This window comes from Lacihabitans sp. CCS-44 (genome assembly GCF_024343735.1).
GTDB lineage: Bacteria > Bacteroidota > Bacteroidia > Cytophagales > Spirosomataceae > Leadbetterella.
The window spans coordinates 54,601-80,393 of record NZ_RJUE01000007.1; the positions used below are offsets into that span (position 1 = coordinate 54,601).

23 protein-coding genes are annotated in these 25,793 nt (G+C 36.9%); 14 read left to right on the forward strand and 9 right to left on the reverse strand.

The window, feature by feature from the left end; all coding sequences use genetic code 11:
• Window positions 1-11: 11 nt before the first annotated feature.
• Complete coding sequence (locus tag EGI26_RS05430; RefSeq protein WP_255076865.1) at window positions 12-995, reverse strand: acyl-ACP desaturase; 984 nt, start codon at window positions 993-995, stop codon at window positions 12-14.
• 146 nt (window positions 996-1,141) lie between these two features.
• On the opposite strand from EGI26_RS05430, the gene EGI26_RS05435 reads away from it, so the two are divergent.
• The 10 genes from EGI26_RS05435 to EGI26_RS05480 all read left to right on the forward strand — a co-directional run bounded on the left by EGI26_RS05435 (window position 1,142) and on the right by EGI26_RS05480 (window position 10,977).
• A complete protein-coding gene (locus tag EGI26_RS05435) occupies window positions 1,142-1,879 on the forward strand; it encodes a lysophospholipid acyltransferase family protein (protein ID WP_255076866.1) in 738 nt (245 codons plus the stop codon).
• 105 nt (window positions 1,880-1,984) lie between these two features.
• Complete coding sequence (locus EGI26_RS05440) at window positions 1,985-2,764, forward strand: alpha/beta fold hydrolase (protein ID WP_255076867.1); 780 nt, start codon at window positions 1,985-1,987, stop codon at window positions 2,762-2,764.
• 10 nt (window positions 2,765-2,774) lie between these two features.
• A complete protein-coding gene (locus tag EGI26_RS05445; RefSeq protein WP_255076868.1) occupies window positions 2,775-3,431 on the forward strand; it encodes a hypothetical protein in 657 nt (218 codons plus the stop codon).
• A 12-nt stretch (window positions 3,432-3,443) separates the two neighbouring features.
• A complete protein-coding gene (locus EGI26_RS05450) occupies window positions 3,444-4,331 on the forward strand; it encodes an NAD kinase (protein WP_255076869.1) in 888 nt (295 codons plus the stop codon).
• Between the two features lie 64 nt (window positions 4,332-4,395).
• The gene (locus tag EGI26_RS05455) at window positions 4,396-5,442 is read left to right on the forward strand and encodes a hypothetical protein (RefSeq protein ID WP_255076870.1); all 1,047 of its coding nucleotides are present in this window, start codon (window positions 4,396-4,398) and stop codon (window positions 5,440-5,442) included.
• Window positions 5,443-5,507: 65 nt separating this feature from the next.
• Entirely contained in the window at window positions 5,508-6,260 is a 753-nt protein-coding gene (locus EGI26_RS05460; RefSeq protein WP_255076871.1) for a DUF6089 family protein, read from the forward strand.
• Window positions 6,261-6,402: 142 nt separating this feature from the next.
• A complete protein-coding gene (locus EGI26_RS05465) occupies window positions 6,403-7,146 on the forward strand; it encodes an isoprenyl transferase (RefSeq protein ID WP_255076872.1) in 744 nt (247 codons plus the stop codon).
• A complete protein-coding gene (gene bamA / locus EGI26_RS05470; RefSeq protein WP_255076873.1) occupies window positions 7,143-9,746 on the forward strand; it encodes an outer membrane protein assembly factor BamA in 2,604 nt (867 codons plus the stop codon). The genes EGI26_RS05465 and bamA overlap by 4 nt, the downstream gene beginning before the upstream one ends.
• Window positions 9,747-9,856: 110 nt before the next feature.
• Complete coding sequence (locus EGI26_RS05475; protein ID WP_255076874.1) at window positions 9,857-10,375, forward strand: OmpH family outer membrane protein; 519 nt, start codon at window positions 9,857-9,859, stop codon at window positions 10,373-10,375.
• A 29-nt stretch (window positions 10,376-10,404) separates the two neighbouring features.
• A complete protein-coding gene (locus tag EGI26_RS05480) occupies window positions 10,405-10,977 on the forward strand; it encodes an OmpH family outer membrane protein (RefSeq protein WP_255076875.1) in 573 nt (190 codons plus the stop codon).
• A 54-nt stretch (window positions 10,978-11,031) separates the two neighbouring features.
• Here the strand turns inward: EGI26_RS05480 and proB are convergent, their stop codons facing one another.
• The 5 genes from proB to EGI26_RS05505 all read right to left on the reverse strand — a co-directional run bounded on the left by proB (window position 11,032) and on the right by EGI26_RS05505 (window position 16,285).
• Window positions 11,032-12,066 (reverse strand): glutamate 5-kinase, encoded by a 1,035-nt coding sequence (gene proB, locus EGI26_RS05485; RefSeq protein ID WP_255076876.1) that lies wholly within the window; start codon window positions 12,064-12,066, stop codon window positions 11,032-11,034.
• A gap of 2 nt (window positions 12,067-12,068) precedes the next feature.
• Window positions 12,069-12,629 (reverse strand): hypothetical protein, encoded by a 561-nt coding sequence (locus EGI26_RS05490; RefSeq protein ID WP_255076877.1) that lies wholly within the window; start codon window positions 12,627-12,629, stop codon window positions 12,069-12,071.
• A gap of 1 nt (window position 12,630) precedes the next feature.
• Window positions 12,631-13,719: a complex I subunit 1 family protein gene (locus EGI26_RS05495; RefSeq protein WP_255076878.1), complete on the reverse strand. Its 1,089-nt coding sequence runs from the start codon at window positions 13,717-13,719 to the stop codon at window positions 12,631-12,633.
• 3 nt (window positions 13,720-13,722) lie between these two features.
• Window positions 13,723-15,150 carry an asparagine--tRNA ligase gene (gene asnS, locus EGI26_RS05500; protein WP_255076879.1) on the reverse strand — a complete coding sequence of 476 codons (1,428 nt, stop codon included), beginning with the start codon at window positions 15,148-15,150 and terminating at the stop codon, window positions 13,723-13,725.
• Window positions 15,151-15,262: 112 nt separating this feature from the next.
• Window positions 15,263-16,285 carry a DUF4056 domain-containing protein gene (locus tag EGI26_RS05505; RefSeq protein ID WP_255076880.1) on the reverse strand — a complete coding sequence of 341 codons (1,023 nt, stop codon included), beginning with the start codon at window positions 16,283-16,285 and terminating at the stop codon, window positions 15,263-15,265.
• Between the two features lie 109 nt (window positions 16,286-16,394).
• On the opposite strand from EGI26_RS05505, the gene EGI26_RS05510 reads away from it, so the two are divergent.
• Both EGI26_RS05510 and EGI26_RS05515 read left to right on the forward strand, forming a co-directional pair.
• Window positions 16,395-17,345, forward strand: coding sequence for a threonine/serine dehydratase (locus tag EGI26_RS05510; RefSeq protein ID WP_255076881.1), 951 nt, complete (start codon window positions 16,395-16,397; stop codon window positions 17,343-17,345).
• A 62-nt stretch (window positions 17,346-17,407) separates the two neighbouring features.
• A complete protein-coding gene (locus EGI26_RS05515; RefSeq protein ID WP_255076882.1) occupies window positions 17,408-17,641 on the forward strand; it encodes a hypothetical protein in 234 nt (77 codons plus the stop codon).
• Window positions 17,642-17,714: 73 nt separating this feature from the next.
• Here EGI26_RS05515 and EGI26_RS05520 read toward each other — a convergent pair whose 3' ends face one another.
• Together EGI26_RS05520 and EGI26_RS05525 are read right to left on the reverse strand one after the other, a co-directional pair.
• Entirely contained in the window at window positions 17,715-17,924 is a 210-nt protein-coding gene (locus EGI26_RS05520) for a PspC domain-containing protein (RefSeq protein WP_255076883.1), read from the reverse strand.
• 317 nt (window positions 17,925-18,241) lie between these two features.
• Entirely contained in the window at window positions 18,242-20,665 is a 2,424-nt protein-coding gene (locus tag EGI26_RS05525; protein WP_255076887.1) for an endonuclease MutS2, read from the reverse strand.
• A 201-nt stretch (window positions 20,666-20,866) separates the two neighbouring features.
• Here EGI26_RS05525 and EGI26_RS05530 point away from each other — a divergent pair, with 201 nt between their 5' ends.
• Window positions 20,867-24,091, forward strand: coding sequence for a VCBS repeat-containing protein (locus tag EGI26_RS05530; protein WP_255076888.1), 3,225 nt, complete (start codon window positions 20,867-20,869; stop codon window positions 24,089-24,091).
• Complete coding sequence (locus tag EGI26_RS05535; RefSeq protein ID WP_255076890.1) at window positions 24,088-25,377, forward strand: AGE family epimerase/isomerase; 1,290 nt, start codon at window positions 24,088-24,090, stop codon at window positions 25,375-25,377. Before EGI26_RS05530 ends, EGI26_RS05535 begins: the two co-directional genes overlap by 4 nt.
• An 8-nt stretch (window positions 25,378-25,385) precedes the next feature.
• On the opposite strand, the gene EGI26_RS05540 is transcribed toward EGI26_RS05535, so the two are convergent.
• The gene (locus EGI26_RS05540; RefSeq protein ID WP_255076891.1) at window positions 25,386-25,706 is read right to left on the reverse strand and encodes a heavy metal-binding domain-containing protein; all 321 of its coding nucleotides are present in this window, start codon (window positions 25,704-25,706) and stop codon (window positions 25,386-25,388) included.
• Window positions 25,707-25,793 lie beyond the last annotated feature (87 nt).

The window sequence follows — 25,793 nt, forward strand, 5'->3', positions numbered from 1 at the left end:
TAACGTAAACCTTATCTAGTTATCCAGCTAAATTCATATTCAAGTTCTGGAACCTTAGTTCTGTCTGCAATTCGCTTCAACCTGTTCGGCAAGGCCATCAAATAATCTCTGGCTTTTTCGGCTGAATCATTCAATTCCGAAATCTTATCTATTTTCCAATCTACCAACAAATCCTCCAAAATTTTGATGTAATCCATCGTAGTATACACACCCAAACGTTGAGCAGAATCGGAGAAATGCGAAAAAACATCTCCCATTTTTTGACCAGTTTCTCTTAGAAAATGAGCAGGCATCACGATTTTCTTTTTCATCATATACTCAAAAGCAATCATCATTTCCGAAGGATCCACTTCAAAGAAACGCTCCACAAAAGTTTTGTAAGCCTTTGCATGACGCATTTCGTCGGCCGCTATAACTCCACAGACTTTTGATAAATGACTGTTGCCAAACTTCTTAGCCAAAGTGGCCGTTCTACGGTGCGAAACATTGGTGGCCAATTCCTGAAAAGAAGTGTACACAAAGTTTTTGTAAGGATCTGTGTCTGTTTCAATGTCAAAACCATCCGCAATGAGCCACTGCGTAGAAGTCTCCATTTCTTTCATGTTTACTCTTCCAGACAAATACAAATACTTGTTCAGCAAATCTCCATGCCTGTTTTCTTCAGCAGACCACCACCTGACCCACTTCGTCCAACCACCTTGCTTATCTTCCGCTTGATTAACCCCATCAACCGCCATCAACCACGACGAGTAGGTAGGCAAAGCTTCTTCGGTGACACAATCCCCCACCAAAACAGCCATATAGTCATAAGGAAGTTCTCTACAAGATTCCTGAAGTTCTTTTATTTCTGTAGTAAAATTTTCTTTTGTAGAGTCAGGCAAAAAATCAGTTGGTTGCCAGTTAGTTTCTATCGGATTAAGAAATTCTTCAATCAAGCTATCCAATTTCTCTCCTACAAACTTCATCACTTCAATTCTCGAAAGTGGCGATTTCATAAATTATCTTATTTAAATGATGAACAAAAGTAAATAAAAATAAACTGTCAGCAATCTGAAACTCTTAAAATCTTAGACATAATTCTAAACTCAATTTACTTATTACAATAAAAAAAATAGCCTTAAATTTGCACAAAAAAAGTTTAGTGAAAAAGATTCTTGACTACATACTCGGCTCCATTTACATTCTATATTTTGGCATACTATTGGTCATTTTTCATCCCATTCAATTTATTGCCTACGAAGTTTTTGGCCAGAAGGCTCACCAGAAAACAGTAGAATGGCTAAACTTCTGGATTGTTATTGGTTGGTACCTGACAGGTTCAAGCATTTCCTTTTCTCAAAAAGTAAAACTCCCGACCGACAAAACCATCATTTTTATTTCAAACCACCAAAGTATGTTTGACATACCGGGCATCATTTGGTTTCTAAGAAAAAACACACCCTTGTTTATCTCTAAAGTAGAACTCTCTAAAGGAATTCCGAGTATATCTTACAACTTGAGAGTAGGGAAAGCCGCATTAATAAACAGAAACGACCCAAAACAGGCCATCGGAGAAATTATTCGATTTGCAAAATATATTTCAGGAAACAATTATTCAGGCGTAATTTTCCCAGAAGGAACACGCTCCAGAACGGGTAAATTAAAGCCTTTTGCCGTCGGTGGCGTGGCTACTTTATTAAAGAAATGCCCCGAGGCGGATGTGGTTCCTATTGCTATCGTAAATACCGGAAAGTTTAACCCAAAGGGAATTTTTCCGCTCACAAGTTTTACAAAAATGTCATGGACTACCCTGACTCCCATCCACACCAAAGGTAAAACAGCCGAAGAAATAGTTGGAGAATCTGAAAAACAAATCAGTGATTTTTTAAATAATTTATAGCATTATTGCCAAATTTTTCGTTTTTTCACGTCAAGAAGCATTCGAATTACGTATTTATGACGAATTTTGCATGTTGAACAACAAACAAGACCAAAAGAATATTATATGAATTACCAGATTTTCAGTGAAGGTGAGTTTAAGTATATAGATGAAGGTGAAGGTCAACCATTACTCATTTTGCACGGACTTTTTGGTGCATTGAGCAATTTTGATGGAGTTATAGAAGGATTCAGGAAAAATTTCAGAATAATTATACCCGTAATGCCCATCTATGAAATGCCTATGAGAGAGGCAAGTTTAGAAGGTTTACAGGCATTTATTGAGCGATTTGTTGCCTTAAAAAATCTAAAAGACATTATCCTTCTCGGAAATTCTTTAGGCGGTCATGTTGGACTATTGTACACGCTGGCACATCAAGACAACATCAAAGCCCTTATTCTTACTGGTAGTTCAGGACTTTTCGAAAACACCATGGGCGGCTCTTTTCCTAAAAGAGGCTCTTATGAATACATCAAAGAAAGAGTAGAATACACTTTTTATGATCCAAAAACAGCTACTAAAGAGCTACTGGATGAGGTTTTTGAAATAACTTCGAGCATTCCAAAATGTATGAACATCGTTCAAATAGCCAAATCGGCTCAAAGAACAAACATGGCTAAAGAAATCCCGGCCATTACAGTGCCTACCTGCTTGATCTGGGGGTTAAATGACACCATCACACCACCACACGTAGGTCACGAATTCAACAGATTGATTCCGAATTCTGAATTGCATTTTATAGACAAATGTTGCCATGCACCTATGATGGAGCAGCCAGAGCCTTTTGTAAAAATGATGGGCGGTTTTTTAGAAAAAATAATGATGTCCGAAATAGTACTCAAATAATACCTACCACATGGTAGCCAAAGAACTTATAGACAGCAACATACCTGTTTTAAAACAAACGGACAATGTTGACAGAGCATTACAACTCATGAGCGAATGTAATAATACTCATTTGCCTTATGTACATGATGCGATTTTCTCAGGTTTTTTTTCGGAAGAATTCTTACTCAATTACGATTATGATACGGTCCTTGAGGATATAAGACCTGAAATGGTCGAACTTAAAATTGACTCAAACTTACCTATTCTAGAGCTTATCAAAGTTTTCTCTCGTACTTCCTTTGAACTACTTCCGGTTTTTGATAGCACCGATGTATTTCTAGGCGTAATAGAAAAAAAAGAAGCCAACGAAAGGTTTATAGAAAAATTGGCTTTGAATGACAACGGCGGGATTATTGAAATAAATCTCCACCACAAGGAATATTCACTGAGTGAAATTTCGAAAATAGTGGAATTTGAATATGCCAAAATCGTGAGCCTATTTCTGTCTAATGACAGTCAAAACCAAATGCATCTAACGCTTAAGCTTGATATTGCCCAGATAAGTGGAGTCGTTAACTCTCTCGAGAGATACGGATATGATGTAGTCTCATACTTTGCCTCAGAGCCAGTTACAAACATAGAAAAGGATCGCTACGACCTTTTAATGAAATATTTGAGCATCTAAAATACCAATTTTATGAAATTTGCCATTCATGGAAGAGTTTTTAAATCAGACTCTACAACTGCCATACAAGATATATTCGACGAATTAAAAGATAACAAGATTTCCTATCAGGTATCCGACTCATTTACGGAAATTTTACAAGAAGCTCAAATACAATTTGACAATACAAAGGTATTCAAAAACGCTCAAGATTTACATGATATTGATATAGCCCTTAGCTTGGGAGGCGATGGTTCTTTCTTAGAAACCCTGGGACTTGTTGCTAGCAATGAGATTCCTGTTTTAGGTATAAATTTTGGCAGATTAGGCTTCTTAACTGACATACAACCCCAAAATATCAAGAAAACCATCAAGAAAATCTTAGCAAAGCAATACAAAATAGATGAAAGATTAATGATTCATGCAGAAGCTCAGAATGAGTTTTTTGAATCAGGCATGAATTTTGCTCTTAACGAAATAGCTATTTCTAAAACCGACACTTCGTCTATGATAGTGATTCATGCTTACATAGATGGCGATTTTCTTAATAGCTATTGGGCTGATGGGCTCATGGTGTCTACACCAACTGGATCAACGGGATATAATCTAAGTTGTGGAGGTCCTTTGGTGATGCCAAAATCTGAGAATTTCATTATTACTCCGATATGCCCTCACAATTTGTTTGTAAGGCCAATAATAGTTTCTAGCCAAAGTAAAATAACGCTAAAAGTTGAAAGTAGAAGTAAGAACTTCTTGGTATCTATGGATTCTAGAGCGAAAATCATTGGCGATGATGTTGGCGAAATCAACATCAACATGGAAACTTTCAAAGCAAAGCTTGTAAAAATTGATGGTATGAGCTTTTTAAGCACACTCAGAAAGAAATTGAACTGGGGAGATGATATTAGAAACAGAAATTAAAAAAATATTCAATAAAAGCGAATTTAAAATCGTTTTAGAAAAAATTAGAAAACTAGGAAACACTATGTTGAAGCCCATAAATAAATACTACAATATCATTTTGGCATTAATGATGACTGTAACAACCCATACTTTTGCACAGAAAAATGGTCTTTTTAGCAAAAAAAATGTTTTGAACCAGTATGCCACAGTGGGTATTGGAGGGGGGAGTTCACATTATTTTGGAGACCTTGCACCTTATTCTAGATTTTACTACGGAATATACACCAACGTAAGGTGGAACGGAAGTATCAACTACACAAGATTTTTAAATGCAAACGCTGCAGCAAGAATCTCTTATACCTACGCTAGATTGTATGGAGATGACTATACCTTTGCTTCAAGAAATTTAGAAAAAATGTCTGCTAACTATATCCGAAACCTAAGTTTCAGAAACGATCTTCAAGAATTTACGCTATCGGGTATCTTCAATATTTTACCTCAATACGGCAAAGGGGCCAAGGGCAGAAGTAATATTATGCCCTATGGAGCAGTCGGAATTGGGATTTATGGGCACAATCCGAAAGCTAGAGGAGTTGTTGGTTTCGACCCAAACACTGGTTTACCAGTGAAAGCGGGATGGGAAGCATTGAAACCTTTAAACACATCCGGCCAAGGAATACCAGGTAGCACATTAAAAACATATTCGCTTGTTCAGCCTGTAATGCCAATAGCCTTAGGGCTCAGAGTCAAAATCAACTCTAACTTTGATTTTACAGCAGAAGCAGGTTTCAGGCTGACCCCTTTTGACTACTTAGACGACGTGGGCAACACCAGTTATCCTTCAAAATCATTGATGGTATCTAACTACGGTCCAGAGGCAGCAGCTTTTAGCTACAGAGCTGGTGAAGATTACGCAGCCAATTCAGGAGATTTAAGACTTGTAAACTTTATTCAAGCAGCCTCTCAACAGGGTTTTAACACATCTGGAATTGCACCATCAACAAATGCAGAGGAGATATACCCGTACTCATCAATGAGAGGTTCCAAAAGAATAGATAGCTACATTCTTACGCAGTTTACGTTAAGTTATGTATTGAGTAATAACATCAAATGCCCTGTTATTAAATGATTTAACCTTTACCTTTTTTTATTTGTAAGAAAAATATTGGAACTTTACTGTTGCAAACAAAAGGTATGTTAAAAAAAACACTGCTATTTTTATTCATTTCGTATTTTTCATTGGCTCAAAAACTTGAAATAGGAGCAGGCCTAGGACCTACTTATTATAAAGGAGATATACAACCAACTTTCAGGATACTAAACCCTTCTGTAGCCACTAACCTTTTTGTTCGCTACAATGTTTCTAAAGTTATTTCGGTAAAAGCCAACGCCATGATAGGTTTCGTTGGAGGGAATGACGAAAAGTCTGGCAATGCCTTGAATAAATCTAGAGGTCTAAAATTCACCAATACACTGTGGGATTACAATGGCCAAATAGAGTATAATTTTTTGAACTTTCGGACGCACAACGGTAGATATGAACACCAGTGGACTCCTTACTTATTTGGTGGATTTGGCAATTCTCAATTTTTAAGAAGGAAATATACAAACGGAGGTACTTCAAATATTAACTCTATCATTGCTGGGCCTGATCCAGTATTACCATTTGGTATTGGATATAAAAAAATCATCAACGGCAAATGGAACTTCGGCGTTGAGTTTAGTACCAGAGTATTGCTTCGTAAGAAAAATGCTGACTTTTTTGATGGTTTCGGCTTCAATAATACAACTGAAGAACCAGAAAGCTTTTATCCTTCATTTGAAAGCAATGCTAAAAATTTCAAATTATTTCAAAGCCCCAATACCCTCCAAAAAGACAAATACTTCCATTTAACTTTCTCTGTAAGTTATCTTTTTTATAAGGTTCATTGCCCTCCTGGCAAATAAAGAATTCCGTTTTGAGCATTATTAAGCTGCTTTAAATCAATTAAAACTATATTTTAGCTTTATTAAGATACACTGCTTTTTATTCCTTTATCTTTTTTGTATTTTTGCAATCCTTTTCAAACGGACAAATACTATTTTTTTATTGGAAGACATCGATTTAAACAATTTACCCAAGCATATAGCCGTTATCATGGATGGTAATGGGAGGTGGGCTAAAAGCAAAGGTGCCATGCGTATTTTTGGTCACCATCATGGAATTACTGCAGTAAGAGATACCGTAGAGGGCTGTGCAGAATTGGGAGTTGGCTACCTTACACTCTATACCTTTTCTACTGAAAACTGGGGGAGACCTAAGGCCGAAGTAGACGGTATCATGAGCCTATTGATTAAAACCATTGGCGACGAAATACCGAGTCTACACAAAAACAACGTGAGACTAAAATGTATTGGTGACTTAGAAATGTTACCCAAAAGTGCCAGAAATGAAATGCTTGCAGGAATAGAAAAAACCAAAGATAACACAGGCTTGGTGCTTAGTTTAGCTCTCAGTTATAGCGGAAAGTGGGATATAGTGCAGGCTATTAAACAAATAGCCACCAAAATAAAAAGCGATGAACTAGGTGTGGAGGATATCAATGAAAGCATGTTTAACAAGTTTTTGTCAACATACCCAGACCCCGACGTTGATTTTTTAATAAGAACCGGAGGAGACCATAGAATAAGTAACTATCTACTTTGGCAGTCTGCATACGCAGAACTTCTGTTCTTAGACGATGTTTTTTGGCCCGATTTCAGAAAAGAGCATTTAAAAGACGCCATAAAGACTTATCAACAAAGAGAGAGACGATTCGGAAAAACAGGAGATCAGATAAAAACAAATAAATGAGGAATTCTTTAAAACCATTCATATTAACAGCCTTAATTTTTGCGGTACACTTCGCTGCAAACGCCCAAAGAGTAGGACTTCCTCGTTTAAACCGAACGGTATCCGAAGAATCATTGGTAGATTACACAAGTCCAAAAGACTATATTATAGGTGGCATAGTAGTTACTGGTGTCCAATTCTTAGACGCAAATACACTTATATCAGTTTCTGGCCTTAATGTAAACGATGAAATAAAAATACCTGGAGAGCGAATTTCCACTGCCATAAAAAGACTAATGGATCAAGGAATTATCGAGGATGTTTCTATAAACATTACAAAGGTAGAGGGCAAAACTGTATTTCTTGAATTGGCTTTAAAAGAAAGACCAAGACTAAATAAGATTGTTCTCAATGGAATCAGAAAGGGTGAAAAGGAAACTGTTGAAGACAAAATAAAAACGTATAAAGGCAAGGTAATAACTGATGCCATGGTTAAAAACATCCAAAATCTTGTAAAAAAACATTTTCTCGACAAAGGTTTTAGAAACTGTACTGTACAAGTTCAGCAGATTGCAGATACGATAAGGGTTAACAACGCCTCTTTAGTTTTTAATATTTCAAAGAAAGCCAAGGTTAAAATAAATGACATTCAACTAAATGGAATAAATGAGCTTCCAGAATGGAAGATTCTTTCTAAAATGAAAGGCACTAAAGAAAAAGCTCCTTTAAGAATCTTTACCCCTTCCAAGTTTATTACAAAAAAATATAAGGAAGACAAAGAAAAACTCGTATCCTATTTAAATAAAAACGGATATAGAAATGCCCAGATCGTGAGCGATTCCATTTATGTAGTAGATGATAAAAATATTAATATTGTCTTAAATGTAACAGAAGGGAAAAGGTTTTACTATAGAAACATTACCTGGACGGGAAATTATTTGAGAAATGCAGATACTTTAGGTCTAATATTGGGTGTAAAAAAAGGCGATATTTACAATCCTGAAGAGCTTGAGAAAAAAATAAATGGTAAACCTCAACAGGATGTTAGTTCGTATTACATGGACGACGGTTATCTCTACTTTAGTTGTCAACCTATAGAAATAGCTATCGAAGGCGACTCTATAGATATAGAAATGAGAATTACAGAAGGTAAGCAGGCAACAATAAATAAGATTATCTTAAACGGTAATACAAAAACCAGTGACCATGTAGTTCTAAGAGAAATACTCACAAAACCTGGCCAGAAGTTTAGCAAAACAGACTTGGTAGAAACCGTTCAAATGCTATCAAAACTTGGATACTTTGACCCACAAAAGATTGAACCAAAGCCAGTACCGCAAAACGATGGAACTGTAAATATTGAATATAACGTAGAAGAGAAATCCAACGACAATATTGAACTTTCGGGTGGATGGAGCGGAATTCAGGGTATTATTGGTACGTTTGGTATAGTTTTCAACAACTTTGCTATACGTAAAATACTTAATCTCAAAGAATACAAGCCTCTTCCGAAAGGAGATGGGCAGAGATTCGCCATCAGATTTCAGGCTAACGGCGGCTTCCAAAACTATTCTCTTTCATTTACTGAACCTTGGCTTGGAGGCAAAAAACCCAACTCTTTCTCTGTAAGTTTATTCCATTCAGTGCAAGATTACAGTAAAATAGCAGACAGAATGCAAAGACTATATGCAAATTCTACCAGCAGTTCTTATTATGGAAATGTATATAATTCTGCACTTTATCAAGGTTTTTTTAGAAATACCGGTGGATCTGTGACTTATGGAAAGAGGCTTAATTGGCCAGACAGAAACTTTAACTTTAGTTCAGCACTTTCATATCAATATTATGATGTTGAGAATAGCTTCCTACTTTCAAACTTCAGAAATGGACAAGCACATGATGTTTCGCTAGGATTTAATGTTTCAAGATATAGCCTTGATAATCCTCAATTTACAAGAAGTGGTTCTAACATTTCCTTAAATACAACATTTAACCCTCCTTATTCATTGTTTGGTACTCCGAAATCTGGAAAACTATGGATAGAAGGGCACAAATGGATGTTTGATGCTGACTGGTATGCACCAGTGTTTGGAAAACTAATATTTCATGCAAAAGGAAACATGGGTTTCTTGGGAAGATATAACACAAGTACCAGCTATAGCCCTTTTGGCAGATTTGTGATTGGTGGTGCAGGTATGGGCCTTCAAAACACCAACAGCATAGGGGTAGAACTAATTGGATTGAGAGGGTATGATGAAGGTGTTGTATATGAAGCCACTTACAACGAAAAAGTGGCCGCATCTCAAGCTACTGGCACATACTCCAGAACAGGGGGAATTATTTATAGTAAATATGCACTAGAACTTCGTTATCCCGTTTCATTAAATCCTCAAGCTACCATTTTTGTATTAGGATTTGCTGAGGCTGGCAACAGCTGGGGAAGCTACAAAGACTATAACCCATTCAAATTGAGACGATCTGCGGGTATTGGTGCAAGGATTTTCATGGCTGCTTTTGGATTAATTGGTATTGATTATGGCTATGGCTTTGACCCGATTCCTGGATTAAACAACCAAGGTAGAAAAGGATTTACATTCAGTATTGGCCAACAGATACGTTAATGTTAAATTTCTGTTAATCAGAATTAAAAATATAAACTATTGATGTGCGTTTTCGTCTTAAGAACACGAAACCATAGAATAAAAAACAGAAAGGACTAAATCTAAAAAAAATGAAATTGAAAATATTTTTTTTATTTTTGATGCTCTCAGGTTTCCAAACCATTGCTCAAAAATTTGGCTACATTGATACGGAATACATCATGAACAAAATGCCAGAATACAAAAAGGCAAGTGAAACGATGAATCAATTTGCGGAGAAATGGACAAAAGATTTACAAGCTAAATATGCGGAGACAGAAAAAATGAAACAGAAATATCAGCAGGAAGAAATACTTCTGACGGCCGATATGAAAAAAGAAAAACTGAGTGAAATTGACAAAAAAGAAGACGAACTGAGAATATTAAACAACAGCATCTTCGGACTTAACGGTCAGCTTTTTCAGAAGAAAAAGGAAATATTGAAGCCAATATTAGATGAAATATACAAAACATCAGAAAAAATAGCTCGAAAATATAAACTTAGTTTTATCTTTGACAAAGCATCGGACATGAGTATGTTCTATGCTGACCCAAGACATGATTATACAGATTTTGTAATCGAGGAGCTGGGATTAAATATTAAAAAGTAAACCAATTTAATTTTATTAATACTACAGAAATGAAAATCAAACTATTTGTAATTGCTTTAACAATTTTAGCAAGTATTTCAACTAACGCTCAGAATCTTAAAATAGGTTATACCAACATAGAGTTTATTCTTCAAAACTTGCCTGATTCTAAAGATATACAAGCAAAATTATCAACAGAAAAAGCTCAGTACGATAAGCTTTACCAAGACAAGTTAGCTGAAGCTCAAAAAATGTTCGAAGATTATCAAAAAAATGCTCCTTCTATGTCTGCAGTAATCAAAGCTGACAAAGAGAAGACTTTACAAAACAAGCAAAACGAATTGCAAGAATTGCAACAAAATGCTGAAGCGGCACTTTCTCGTAAACAACAAGAGATGATAGCTCCAGTAATGGATAAAATCCAAACGGCCATAGACGCAGTGGCTAAAGAGAATGGTTACACTTACGTGTTAAACTCTGATGCTGGATATGGCACTACACCCGTAATATTGGTAGCTCCTGAGACTGACAACATCACCAACTTGGTATTCAAGAAAATGGGGGTTCCAGTTCCTGCTGAAACCAAAGACGCTGCTCCAGCTGCAACTGCTCCAAAAAAATAATTTCTAGATTTATATAGAATAAACTAAGCCTTTGGTAAATGCCAAAGGCTTTTTTTATATCAACACGATGTCATCGGCGTGCACAAAAATGAGATTTTGTACTTTGAGGTTTTCTTGAAGAATCGCTGAAGATATTTTTGCTTTTCCTACTGCGAGTATTTGTTTGTTTTCATCCACTATTTCTACCAATTCTCCCGACTCGAACTCTCCTTCAAAAGAAATAATACCAACAGCAAGTAAGCTTTTGCGACTCATCAACGCCTTGCTAGCTCCTTTGTCTATTATCACACTTCCCACAGAAATGGCACCACTCGCAATCCATTTGTTTTTAGCAGATAAATTGGCTTCTTGAGGTAAGAAGGTCGTTCCCACATTTTCAGAAATGGCATTCAATATTCCGTCAGCTAGCTTCATACCAAAAATAATGACTTTTATTCCCATTTTGTTAGCTAAATGCGTGAAAGTCAGTTTCGAGGCCATACCTCCAAGTCCTAGAGCTGTTTTAGATTTACTGACCATACCTAGAATATGTTCGTCTATCTTTTCTACCTGCGGCACCAATAGTCCTTCTTTATCCAATAAACCACCTGAGGCAGTGCATAGCATCAATACATTTGCTCCAAATCCACCAGCAATCAAAGTAGCAAGTTCGTCATTGTCAGAGAATTTAAGCTCTCTGTTACTCACAACGTCATTTTCGTTGGCAATGGGAATCACGTTACTTTTCCATAGTTCCTCATACGTTTCTTTGAGCTGTAAAAACTGCTGACGGTTGGCGAAATGCTGCCTTTCTAAAAGACTCTGAGCCACTTTTATTCCGTATTTCTCAAAAGCCTGATCATACATTTTTAGTAAAAGCGGATTCCCAATAGCAGCGGCTGCTTTTCTTTGGCTGATAGTACCTTCATAGTTTTGAACAAAGTGTTTCCCAGCACCTACAGCTCCAGAAGATACAATAACGATTCTATATTTTTTTAGCAAAACAGCTGACTGCCGTGCTATTTCATTAATAATTTCTATATCTGGTGTACCAGAAGCTTTTGTGATAGAAGCTGTACCAAACTTCAGAACTAGGAGTTGTCTTTTCATCGTCAGTCAATATTTCGAGGCAAACCAAGGCTTTTTGCTAAATCGCCGTGAATACCATTATAAAAAAAGTCTAAGATTTTATTTATGTCATCTTCAAACTCAATTTTGTAATCTTCGTGAATTCCTTTAAGGTTTTTGAGCAACAGAATCATTTTCTTGAGGTTAAACTCATTGAGTTTTAAATTGTATTTCAGGTCGGCTTTGTTAAAAACAAATGGATAATAACTTACGAATTTGAGGATAAGCATAACCACTAACCTAACCTCCCCTACTTTATCAGCAGTGATTCTTTTATGATGAGAAATCAAAGCGAAAAAGCTTCTTTGGATTGTAAGCAATTCTTTAGATTTTATTGCCTTATACCTTTTTAGCTTTTCAATCTCCTCAGCTACAATGTCTTGCCTTATTTTAAGGTCTATTTCAGGATGTTCTAGTAATTTAAAATGAAGCTGCTCAACCAGAAACTTATCCTTATTTATTAACCTAATGAGAATCTTGTTCTTTTCTTTCGTGGGCAAAGCAATAATGGCCTCTTCTAATTCCTTATCAATCAGTTTTGCCATTTTACCATATCATTAAAATTCGCCAAAAGGCTGAAATCAAAACCAAAATAAGGCACAAAGGTGTAAGCACTTTCCAACAAAGATACATCAACTGGTCTATTCTGAGGCGAGGCAATGTCCATCTGACCCACATTTGTACCAACATGCCAAAATAAGCTTTGGAAAACAACCAAAAAGCACCCCAAAGATGCATAGAAAGCGTACCATCTGTACCTGAAGTCCATGTAGCCAGCTTTAAAGGCCCAATGTTTGGCAACGGAGAATTCCAACCTCCTAGAAACAATATGGCAGTTAAAAATGCCAACAAAAGCATCATACCATATTCTGCAAGAAAAAGTATCGCCCAACGAAAACCTGAATATTCGGTATGAAATCCTGCAATTAACTCTGATTCAGCTTCGGGCAAATCAAAAGGTGCTCGGTTTGCTTCGGCTAATCCAGCTATAATAAAAATAATAAAAACCACAAACAAAAATGGGCTTCTAAAAATATTCCAAGTCAAAAAACCTCCAACTTGTGTGGTTTCAATGCCTAATGCTTTTATACCAAACAGATAATTCGGCTCAAGTGAGAATATCCCTTGTTGACCAATAATTTCTTGCAAATTAAGACTTGAACTCGTAATGGCTACACACAAAATACAAAGCCCAATAGGCACTTCATAAGAGAGTATCTGAGCTACTGAACGCATAGACCCCAACAAAGCATACTTGTTGTTAGAAGACCAGCCCGCCATCAAAATACCGATAATGTCTAATGAAATAACTCCCATTAAGACAAAGACACCCGACTGTAGGTCAGCTCCTTGCAACAATCTGTTGACTGGAACTAATGCAAAACCAGAAAATATAGCAGCGAAAATTAAATAAGGAGCAGCTTTAAAGAGCTTTTTATCAGCAGTATCCGGTATAATATCTTCTTTTTGGAATAGCTTTATCAAGTCGGCTATCAATTGTAAAAGTCCCCACTTGCCTACTTCCATAGGTCCAAGCCTGTCTTGAATAAATGCCGAGAGCTTTCGTTCGAGATACACACTCACGATAACATTGGCACCTATAACTGCTAGGAAAACAAGTAAGGCTATTATCATAGCTTAAAATTCGGCGTTTTTAGGCGTACGTGGAAAAGGAATAACGTCACGGATGTTGCTCATACCAGTAACAAACAATACCAAACGCTCAAAACCTAAACCGAAACCTGAATGCGGAGCTGAACCGAATCTACGAGTATCCAAATACCACCAGAGATTTTCTGGGTCGATACCCACTTCTCCGATTCTGGTCATCAGTTTTTCATAATTATCTTCTCTTTGAGAGCCACCTATTATTTCACCAATACCTGGGAAAAGAACATCCATCGCCCTAACTGTCTTTCCATCTTCGTCTTGCTTCATGTAGAAAGCCTTGATGTCTTTTGGGTAGTTGGTAAGTATTACTGGTTTTTTAAAATGCTTCTCCACCAAATATCGCTCATGCTCCGACTGTAGGTCTATACCCCAGCCCACTTCATACTGAAACTGCTTCTTTTGGGCTGGTTTTGACTTCAGCAAGATTTCAATGGCTTCGGTGTAGGTCAATCTTTCGAAGCTATTTTCAACCACAAAACTTAACTTTTCCAACAAAGTCTGCTCCGAACGCTCATTTTGAGGTTTTGACTTTTCTTCTTCCAAAAGTCTGTTTTGAAGAAACTCTAAATCGTCTTTGCAGTTGTCTACAGCATACTGAATGACGTATTTGACAAAGCTTTCTGCCAAGTTCATGTTGTCTTCTAATTCATAAAAGGCAACTTCCGGCTCTATCATCCAGAATTCGGCAAGGTGACGGGTAGTGTTAGAATTTTCGGCTCTAAAAGTTGGACCAAAAGTGTAAATTTTTGAAAGAGCCATAGCTCCCAACTCGCCTTCGAGCTGACCAGAAACCGTTAAAGATGTTTCTCTTCCGAAGAAATCTTGACTAAAATCTACAGTTCCGTCTTCGTTTTTTGGAGCTGAATTAGGCTCAAAAGTACTCACCCTGAACATCTCCCCAGCACCCTCGGCATCAGAAGCTGTAACTATTGGTGTATGCAGATAGAAGAATCCATTGTCGTTGTAATATTTATGTACTGCAAAAGCCAAGGCATGCCTAACGCGGAATATGGCACCGAAAACGTTGGTTCTGAAACGCAAATGGGCTTTCTCTCTCAAAAACTCCAAACTGTGCTTCTTAGGCTGCATTGGGAATGTTTCGTCTGCCGTTCCATACACTTCTATAGATTTGGCTACGACCTCAACAGCTTGACCAGAACCAGCAGAAGCTACTAAAATACCACTAACGGCTATACACGCTCCAGTAGTTATTTTCTTAAGTGTTTCTTCATCTATGCCTCCATCTTCTACTACCGCCTGAATATTTTTTATTGTGGAGCCGTCATTTAGATTGATAAAAACGATATTGGCCTGACCTCTTTTGGTTCTAACCCACCCTTTGACAACTACATTTTGACTTTCTGGCGAAAGCTGAAGAATTTCTTTAATCTGCATTTTTACGAAAATTTATAATCGATTTAAATTTCCTGCAAAATTAAGGATTTTGAGGGTCATTTGCTATGCAAATAGATGATAATTAAATGAGAAAAAATAAACTCAAATAATGTTACTGGTCAGTAGACTTAAAAGTGGCCTCTTCGGCGTATTTTATTAACAAAGGGAAATCGAGCTGAGTAATCACATTCTTTTCTTTCACATGTGCTCCGAAAACTTTTTCAACCGGAATCTTGAAATTGGCTTTTATAGTAAGCGAATAAAAATCGTTCAAAGGCTCATTAGCAGAACTCAAATTTGGTACACAAATCTTATTCTCTTCGCTTTTTTCTATTTTCTCGGCATCAATCAGCATCGGAAAAACACAATCGTACACCTCAAATTGCCTTTTTATAAGCACTTTACGACTTGGAAGCTTTGCCTTTCCAGACCACCAAATATCTTTCACTGCATTCATCGCCTCTATGGTGCTTTCTTTACCACTCAAAGCCTTTAGCCCTTCCAATGTCTCTTTTACATTGGCGGTCATTTCGGTTTCATATTCTCCATCACTTAAAATAGATTTCATACCCAAATGCACACCCAGAAGGTTTGAGTAAGCATCTTCTACAGAAAAACTTGAATATCGCTCAGGAACAAGAGGTATAAAAGACGCCCCATAAGAAGTAGATATTTCGTGCCAAACCGAAAGGTCGTAAGCTATTTTCCCCGCCAAATGCACAATATCCTCGTCTGTAAAATTGTCAGGAACTTGTACATTAAGTGTTTTCATACCACCTTCATTGCCCAATTTAAGAGAAAATGAGCCCAAATGCCTTTCTTCTTTAATTAAAAGATAGAGATAAGCTGTAAAATCTGCGATGTCACGCAGGTGACCCATGTCTATAAAACCACCCAATTGAGTATAAATGATTCCGTTGTTTTCAGCTTTACTACCTAAATATTTGTGTTCTCCGATAAGTTCGGGCGAGGTAACCTCAGTATATTTTATGAAAGGCATACCCGCAACTTTCACATCCACTCCAAAAGAGCAGCACGTCCTGATGATTCTTGGAGGAGGATTTTTGAGGTTTACGTCTTTAGGAGCCTTGGCAAATAAGCCAAAAGAAACAAACAATAGTATTATTAATCGCATAATTTTGTATCTCCATGAAATTGCGTGCAAAATTAAGTTTTTTGATGCAATTTTACCGAAAAGATAGTATTAAATTGATAATAGATTTTATAAACAATAAGTTCATTCTATGCTGCAAAGTATCCCGTCAAAACTCGACATCATGACTTCGCATGAGCGAATAAAGCCTTATATAAATAGAACACCCGTTTTGTCTTCTGACAAAATCAACGAATTATGTGGTTGTGAAGTATTTTTTAAATGCGAAAACCTACAGAAAATCGGTGCGTTTAAGGCTAGAGGTGGGCTAAATGCGGCTTTGAGTTTAGATAAATCTCTGATAGAAAAAGGTTTGTGCACACATTCTTCGGGAAATCATGCCCAAGCAGTGGCTCTTGCTGCCAAATTGCTCCATGTAAAAGCCTACATTGTAATGCCGAGCAATGCACCAAAACCGAAAGTAAATGGGGTATTGAGTCTTGGAGCAGAATTGATATTTTGTGAGCCAACCCTTGAAGCACGTGAAAATGGGGTAAAAAAGATAATAGAAAAAACTGGGGCTGTTTTTATTCATCCTTTTGACAACTATGACGTGATTGCTGGCCAAGCTACCGCTTCAAAGGAACTTTTGGAAGAACAACCCGATCTAGATGCTATACTTGCTCCTGTGGGTGGTGGTGGCTTATTAAGTGGAACTGGCTTGACTGCAAAATACTTTTCAAAAAAAGCCAAAGTGTATGCAGGCGAACCCGAGGGTGCAGCAGATGCTGTTCTTTCTTTCAAATCAGGAAAAGTAGAAAAAGCTCCTTTTATCAATACTGTAGCCGATGGTTTGTTGACCAATCTTTCTGAAAAAACACTGGAGATAATCAGAGATACAGTTAGAGACATACTTTTAGTAAACGATGAAGAAATCATGGCGGCGTTGAAGTTGGTTTTTGAAAACCTCAAGATTATCATAGAACCATCGTGTGCTGTGCCATTAGCAGCACTTATTAAAAACAAAGAAGTATTTAAAAATCAACAAGTTGGCATCATATTGAGTGGTGGAAATGTGGATTTGAGTAAGTTGACATTTTGATATGAATAAAATCATAGATAACAGAAACAAAACCAATTATTTTTACTCAAAAACATCACTAAATGAATAGCACCGAAATCAAAGCCATCATTCTTCAGACCATTCAGTTTTTAGTTATCATTATGATAATCAGCTTTGTGCTGGATATAGGATTCGACAGATTTACCAAAGAACCATTTATGGAGCTAGTAAGCAACTGGTTTGCATCAATTTTTACACTTAGCAAAATGGGCCTTTGGGTGCTGATATCGCTCGTCTACAGCTATTTCAGAGTGACAAAGCTCAAAAAATCTTAATTGGATATAAATCTATCAAAAAAATAGCTCGAAGCAATGCTCCGAGCTATTCCAATCTATTAAACCCTAATTATTATTGTGCTAAAGTTGCAAATGTCTCTTGTTTTGTTGGCATTATAGCCCACATGATAAGATACATAAATACTATCGGAACTGGCGTAAAAAATGCTCCTACTGCCAAAACTCTCACCAACGTAACGTCGATATTGAAATACTCGGCAATCCCAGCCATAACACCACCCAACATAGATTCGTTTCCTTTTATTCTAAATAGCTTTTTCATATTTGTAATTTGTTTATTTTGTTTTGTTTGATGATTCAAAACTAATATACGGCAAGGTACTGTGTATAACAAAGTACATGAATGGATAGAAATAGTGATGAAATGTATTTTTTGATTATGGTGTTTGAAATTTAATACATTCAGTAATGTATTACTTTAAAATGGCACGCTGATGACGCTCCGATAGCTATCGGAACAAGCAATGCTGATTTTTACAGATTGGGTGTAAATCGCCAAGTTGGCATTACTAATGTGAGTAATAATCAATTCACCAGTACCCCAGTAACCAATTCACCAGTAACCAATAACCGAGCCCCCTACTTCATATCTACAATTGTAACACCCTGACCTCCACGGTCAGCATGTTCGTCAGACATCTTTTTCACTGATTTATAATGCTTTAGGTGATTCCTGACCAAATTCCTCAAAATACCATCACCCTTGCCATGAACAATACGAAGTTGCGGATAACCCAAAAATATGGCATCGTCCATAAGCAAATCTACTTCTTGAATGGCCTCTTCGCCACGTTTTCCTCTTATATCAAGATTGAAACTAAAATTGACCATCTTCTCATTGATATCAATTCCTTTCAGGTTTTCGCGTGGTGTTTCTTTTACTGCAGACTTAAACTCTTTCTTCGAAACACGTTCTAACCTATTGAGTTTTATATTAGACTTTAATTCTCCTAATGACACTTCTGCGTCTTTTCCGTTGAGACTAACTACTTGTCCGAAAGTCTCTTGTCCAATTATTTTCACAAAATCACCCTGAGCTATTTTGCCTTCGGCTTTTTGGAATACATCAGCAGTTTGTTTTTGAACCTGGGGTTTTTCGGGTTTCAGTTTTTCTTCTTTGAACTCCTCCAACATTTGCCTTACCACTTTGGTGGTTTCTTTCTCGGCTTTATTTTCTTTTATTTCACGAATGGTGCTTTCAATCTGCTTATTGGCATCTTTTAACAACACTTTGGCACTTTCTTTGGCTTCATTTAGAATCCGCTTTTTATCCGTTTCTAAGAAATTCTTTAAACCATTATATTGCTCAATCTTTTGTTTAAGTTCAGATGTTTCCTTTTTGAGAATACTATTTTGTTCGGCAAAAACTTTCTTCTCAATCTCCAGTTCTTTGAGCAATTTCTCAAAATTCACCTGACTTTTGCCGAGTTTTCTTTTCGAATTCTCGATGATATGTCGCGGCAAACCAATTTTTTGGGCTACTTCCAGTGCAAAAGAACTTCCAGGTTGACCCATTTCAAGTTCATAAAGCGGATCTAAATGCTCTGCATCAAACTTCATGGCTCCGTTTATCAAGCCTTCGTTTTTATCAGCAAATATTTTGAGATTAGTATAGTGCGTATTTACTACCCCAAAAGCCCGATTTTTGAGTAAATTCTCTAAAATTGACTCCGCAATGGCTCCACCTAAACTTGGCTCTGTACCTGTTCCAAACTCATCTATCAAAAACAAGGTGTGCTTGTCTGAATGCACCAAAAACTCTCGCATGTTGGTAAGGTGTGAACTATACGTACTCAGGTCATTTTCAATACTTTGCTCGTCACCAATATCTATAAATACACTTTTAAAAATCCCAACCTTTGAGTCGGGAGAAACCGGCACCAACAGACCACATTGGACCATATACTGAATCAATCCGATAGTTTTAAGCATCACTGACTTCCCACCCGCATTTGGCCCAGAAACTACTAAAATCCTCTTCTCTGGCTCAAGAACAACTCTCAATGGCACTATAGACTTGTTGACCTTTTTATGAGCCAAAAATAATAATGGATGAACGGCCTTTGTCCAATCAACAATCGTTTCGTTGAGCAAAAGTGGGCTTGTAGCGTCAATTTTCTGAGCCAATTTGGCCTTTGCCCTTATAAAATCCATAAGGCCAAGAAAATGATAGGACTTTTCGAGGTCGGCAATGTGTGGACGAAGAGCTGAAGTTAAATTCTCAAGAATTTTGATAACCTCTCTTCGCTCCTTTATTTCTAGGTCCCTTATTTCATTGTTTGACTCTAATACTTCGCCTGGTTCTACAAAAGCTATTTGCCCCGAAGCAGATTCGTCATGTACAAAGCCTTGCAATTTTCGTTTATGTTCAGCTAATAATGGCAAAACCAGGCGGCCATTTCTATAAGCCAAACTCATGTCTTCGCTTATCCAACCAGAATTTTTGGCGGTTCTATAAATCCTTTCTAATGTACGTTTTACATTATTCTGCTCAACAGACAACTTTCTTCTGATCTCATAAAGTTCTTTAGAAGCATTGTCTTTCACTTTGCCTTTTTCGTCAATCACCCCTCCTATTTGCCCAATCAAATCACCCCAACCGTCTTGCTTATCTGCTGGAAGGGTGTTTTGCATTAAAGTACGCAGCTGCGGATATCTACCTTCTTCTTTATTCTTAAAAAAATGAATAATTTGCTGAATGGTGGTGAGCGAAAGTTTAATATCAAAAAACTCTTCCTCGTCTAAATAAGACCCCGGAATAACGGCCCTTTTCAGAAAAGGAATAACGTCTAAATAATTCTGATTAGGAAATGAAGACTCTAGCTGCAATATCAATCTGAATTCAGCGGTTTGGTCAATCATTTTTTTGATGATATCAAACCTATCAGAAAAACGAATTTTATCAACAAAAGTCCTCCCAAGCGAACTCACACATTCTTCGGCAATTAATGTCCTGATTTTATCGAAACCTAACTTAATTTCTATATTTTGGGGGTATAACATCCCTGAAAGTTTAATTTTTTGAATACAAAAGTAAGACTATTTGGAAAGGAAATAAAATGTAATTAGAACGACATCGAAGAAACTCCAAGTTTGCTGTTTGTCAAATCACTTTTAAAAAACATATTTAGGGGTAAAACCAGCAATAAAAATAAAGAAAACGCTTATTTTTGGAGAATTATAATTATCCTATTCGTCAGTTAAATGAAATACCTTTTCTCCATCTTAGTCTTAGTTTTTTTAGTTTCATGCAAAGACAACAACAAGCTTTTTGAAAAATTAAACTCTGGCGACACCAACATCGATTTTATAAATAAAATAACTGAAAATGAACTAGATAACGTACTCAACTACGAATATTTCTACAATGGGGGTGGAGTGGCTTCTGCAGATTTCAACAAAGATGGCTTACAAGATTTGTACTATACAGCCAACCAAGGTTCTGACAAAATTTATATCAACAAAGGCGAACTCAAATTTGATGACATTACTGAGAAAAGTGGTATAAAATTTAATGGAGAATGGAAAACTGGCGTAAGCGTGGTGGATATCAACAACGACGGCTGGCAAGATATATATGTGTCGGTTTCGGCCAATATTGAGAACCCTGAATTAAGAGCCAATAAACTGTATATCAACAACAAAGACCTAACATTTACAGATAAAGCGGCCGAATATGGACTTGATTTAAAAACTTACAGTACGCAAGCAGCCTTTTTTGATTATGACAAAGACGGCGACCAAGATGCATATATTCTCAACCACAACGTGAAAGACTTCAAAAGATTCGATGTCCAAGCTGTTCATTTTATGAGAGATTCGTTGGCTGGCCATAGATTGATGCAAAACAATGGAGGGAAATTTACAGACGTAAGCATTGCCGCAGGTATAAAAGGCAACCCTATTGGATTTGGACTTGGCATACATACTGCAGACCTCAACAACGACGGCTGGGCAGACATTTATGTATCTAATGACTACCTTGAAGAGGATTATTTATACATCAACAATAAAAACGGAACTTTTACCGACGAAATAAAATCAAGGACTAACCACACGAGTTATTTCTCTATGGGTAATGAAATAGGCGATATAAACAATGACCTATTGCCCGACATCATGACCACTGATATGTTGCCAGAAGATAATAAAAGGCAGAAATTACTCTTTGGCCCCGAAAAATATGAGGCCTACCTTTCTATGCTTAAAAATGGTATTCAGCCGTCTTTTATGCGAAACATGCTGCAAGTCAATAACGGAAATGACACTTTTAGTGAGATAGGTCAACTCGCTGGCATTTCAAACACAGATTGGTCATGGTCTGTATTGTTTGCCGATTATGACAACGACGGTTACAAAGACATTTTCGTTTCTAATGGCTATCTACGCGACTACACCAACATGGATTTTATGAAATATTATGCCGATGAAGGTCAGCAGTCTAGCACAAATGTAATGGATGTTATCAAAAAAATGCCTTCGACCAAAACACCGAATTACATTTTTCAAAACAACAAAAACCTGACTTTTTCTAACAAACAAAAAGACTGGGGTTTTGAAGATGCAGTGATTTCGAATGGTACTATTTCGGTTGATTTAGACAATGACGGGGATTTAGAAATTGTGACTAATAACCTCAACGAAGAATCATTTATTTACAAAAATCTAAGTACTGAAAACAAAACTGGCAACTACCTGATTATTAGTAGCCCTGACCCTAGGAAAAATGGTGCAAAATTCTATGTTTTTGGTGAAAATATGAAGCAAGTGCAAGAATACACCCCCGTACATGGATACCAAAGTAGCAGTAATGCGAATATCATTTTTGGGCTTGGTAATCTTACAAAAATCGATAGCTTAATAATAGTTTGGCCTGATGGAAAGATGCAAAAACAAACAGATATCGCATCTAACCAAACGCTGAAAATTGAGTACAAACCAAATCATAACTCTTTCGAAATAGGGCAAATTCCTTTGCTTTTTAGAGAAAACATGGCATTTGATTTTACACATAATCAAATGCCTTTGAATGATTTTTCGAGGCAAATACTTCTTCCTCAAATGTATTCGTACCAAGGGCCGAGAATAACCAAAGGTGACATAAACAACGATGGATTAGAAGATGTATTTGTTGGTAGTGGCAAAGGCTCGCCATCGGAGCTTTTTATCCAACAAACAAACGGCACCTTTGTAAAAAAAGAACAAGCTGTATTTAAGCAAGACGAACTTTGCACCGATACAGACGCTGTTTTCATGGATATTGAAAGAGATGGAGATCTCGACCTGATAGTTAGCAGTGGTGGTTATGAGTATTTACCAAACGATTTGATGCTCCAAAACAGGGTTTATATCAACGATGGAAAGGGGAATTTCACAAAGTCTTTTGATGCATTGGTTGACACGCCTTTTGCAGACTCTAGCCTCGAAGCCATAGATTTTGACAAAGATGGCGACCTTGACTTGGTGGTGGGCGGTTCTATTGTCCCTTGGAATTTCCCGATTTCTAATCCAAGCCGACTTTACCGCAACGACAACGGAAAGTTCGTGAAAGTAGATGACCAGCTTTTTGCTAATTTAGGTATCGTAACAGACATAGAAGCAATAGATTATAACAAAGATGGCTGGCAAGATTTGGTAATTGTGGGTGAGTGGGTAGGCATTCAAATTTTAGAAAACAACAATGGTATTTTCTCGAAAGTAGAGAACGAACTCTCAAAACTAATTGGATCTTGGTCGAGTGTAAAAGTAGCAGACTTCGACAATGACGGCGACCAGGACATTGTAGCTGGTAATCAAGGTTTCAACTCGCAGCTAAAGGCAAGCCTAAAAGAACCAGTAAGTTTATTTTATCAAGATTTTGACGAAAACGGCAAAATAGACCCTATTCTAGGATACTACACACAAGGCAAAAACTATCCGGCCTACAGCCGAGATGAGATTTCTGACCAATTGGTGAGTTTGAAGAAAAAATATATAACCCATGAAGCCTATTCAACTGCCACTATTGACGAAGTGCTGGCAGACTTTAAGAACAAAGACATCAAAAAATTAGAGATTAATACTTTAGAAACCACTTATCTGGAGAATAATAATGGAACGTTCAAAGTTAAAACGCTTCCAATTCAAGCTCAGTTTTCACCAGTTTACGCCATTGAAAGCAGTGATTTAAACGGTGATGGATATTTAGATCTGATTTTGGCTGGAAATCAATCTAAAGGGCGAGTAAGGCTTGGAAATATAGATGCAAATTATGTTCAGGTTTATTTAAATGACAAAAAAGGCAACTTTAACTATCACTCAAACCTAGGCGTAAAAGGTGACGTTAGAGGCCTAAAAATGATTAAAAACCAATTACTTGTGGGAATAAATTCGGGTAAAGCTAGGAGTTTTAAATTGAATACTTCTATTCAAAACAACACCAACCTATGAAAATAACTTTAATCTCACTCCTGTTTGTATTTTCTATTTTTGAAAGCCAAGCAAAGACTGAATTTCAAAAAGTGCCTGAAAGTGATACTTTAAAGACAGATTCTTTAGAAAACGAAAAAAGGAAATTTCGTAATGAAATGTCTCAGGAATTAGAAAGTATTCTTAATTATTGGATAAAAAACTCAATTGATAAGGAAAATGGTGGCTTTATAGGAAAAGTAGACGGAAACGATAAAGTATATCCAAATGCAGACAAAGGTTTGGTATTGAATAGTCGGATTTTGTGGACGTTTTCAGCAGCCTATATTCACAACCCAAAGCCCGAGTACAAAATGATGGCAGATAGGTCATATACTTATCTGATGAAATATTTTTGGGATAAGAAAAACGGTGGTGGATATTGGTCGGTGGATTATTTGGGCAAGCCTAAAGAAAAACACAAGCAAATGTATGGTCAAGGATTTATGCTTTATGGGCTTTCGGAATATTACAGAGCATTTGGCAATAAATCTGCATTAAATACCGCTATCACATTGTTCAAACTCATAGAAAAACATGGATATGACACAAAAAATGGTGGGTATTTTGAAGTAGCTACAGAAGATTGGAAAATAACCGAAGACAAAGTAATAACCCAAGGGAAAAGCGACCAAAAAAAGTCTATGAATACGCATCTGCATATCATTGAGCCCTATACCAATCTATATAGAGTTTGGAAAGACCCATTTCTAAAAAAGCAACTCTACGGACTTTTGACAAATTTCACTGAAAATATTATTGATAAAAATACCAAAACGCAGATACTTTTCCTCACTGATGATTGGCAACCAAGGTCAGAGATTATTTCCTATGGGCATGATATAGAGGCATCATGGCTGCTTCTAGAAACCGCCGAAGTATTGCATGATAAAACATGGATTGAAAAAATAAAACCATTCTCTATCGGCTTGAGTGATGCTGCCCAAAAAGGTATTGATAATGATGGCGGCATGTTTTATGAAATTGATGGCTCACACCTAAAAACCCAAAAAGATTGGTGGCCACAGGCAGAAGCGATGGTTGGATTTTATAATAGTTATCAAATTTCAAGTGATCTAAAATACTTCAATCAATCTAGAAAGTCTTGGGATTTCATAAAGAAAAACCTCCTCACAGCTACTGGAGAATGGTATTGGGGTGTTGATGCCAACGGCAAACCTCTCACCAACATGGACAAAATAGGAATGTGGAAATGCCCCTACCACAACGCAAGGGCATGTATGGAAATGATTCGACGGTTGGAGTAAACCCCGACTTAGCTCAATTTCACCGCAGTTCCAGAAGCAGAAACCATCAACATTCCGCCGTTTTTACCCACTGTTTCGTAGTCTAAATCTATGCCGACCACTGCATCTGCACCATATTTGCGGGCTCTGTCTATCATTTCAGACATGGCAGTATCTTTTGCTTCACGCAATACTCGCTCATAAGAACCCGAACGCCCGCCTACGATGTCTCGAATTCCTGCTAAAAAATCCTTGAAAATATTGGCTCCAATAATAGTTTCACCTGTAACGATGGCTTTGTATTCCACAATAGTGCGACCTTCGATGCTGGGAGTAGTTGTTAGTAACATGCTTTTGTTTATTTTTTATTCAAAAGTAGATGCCCAGCCAGTTACAATGCAAAAGAAAGTTTATGATTGGATATTTTGATATTATGG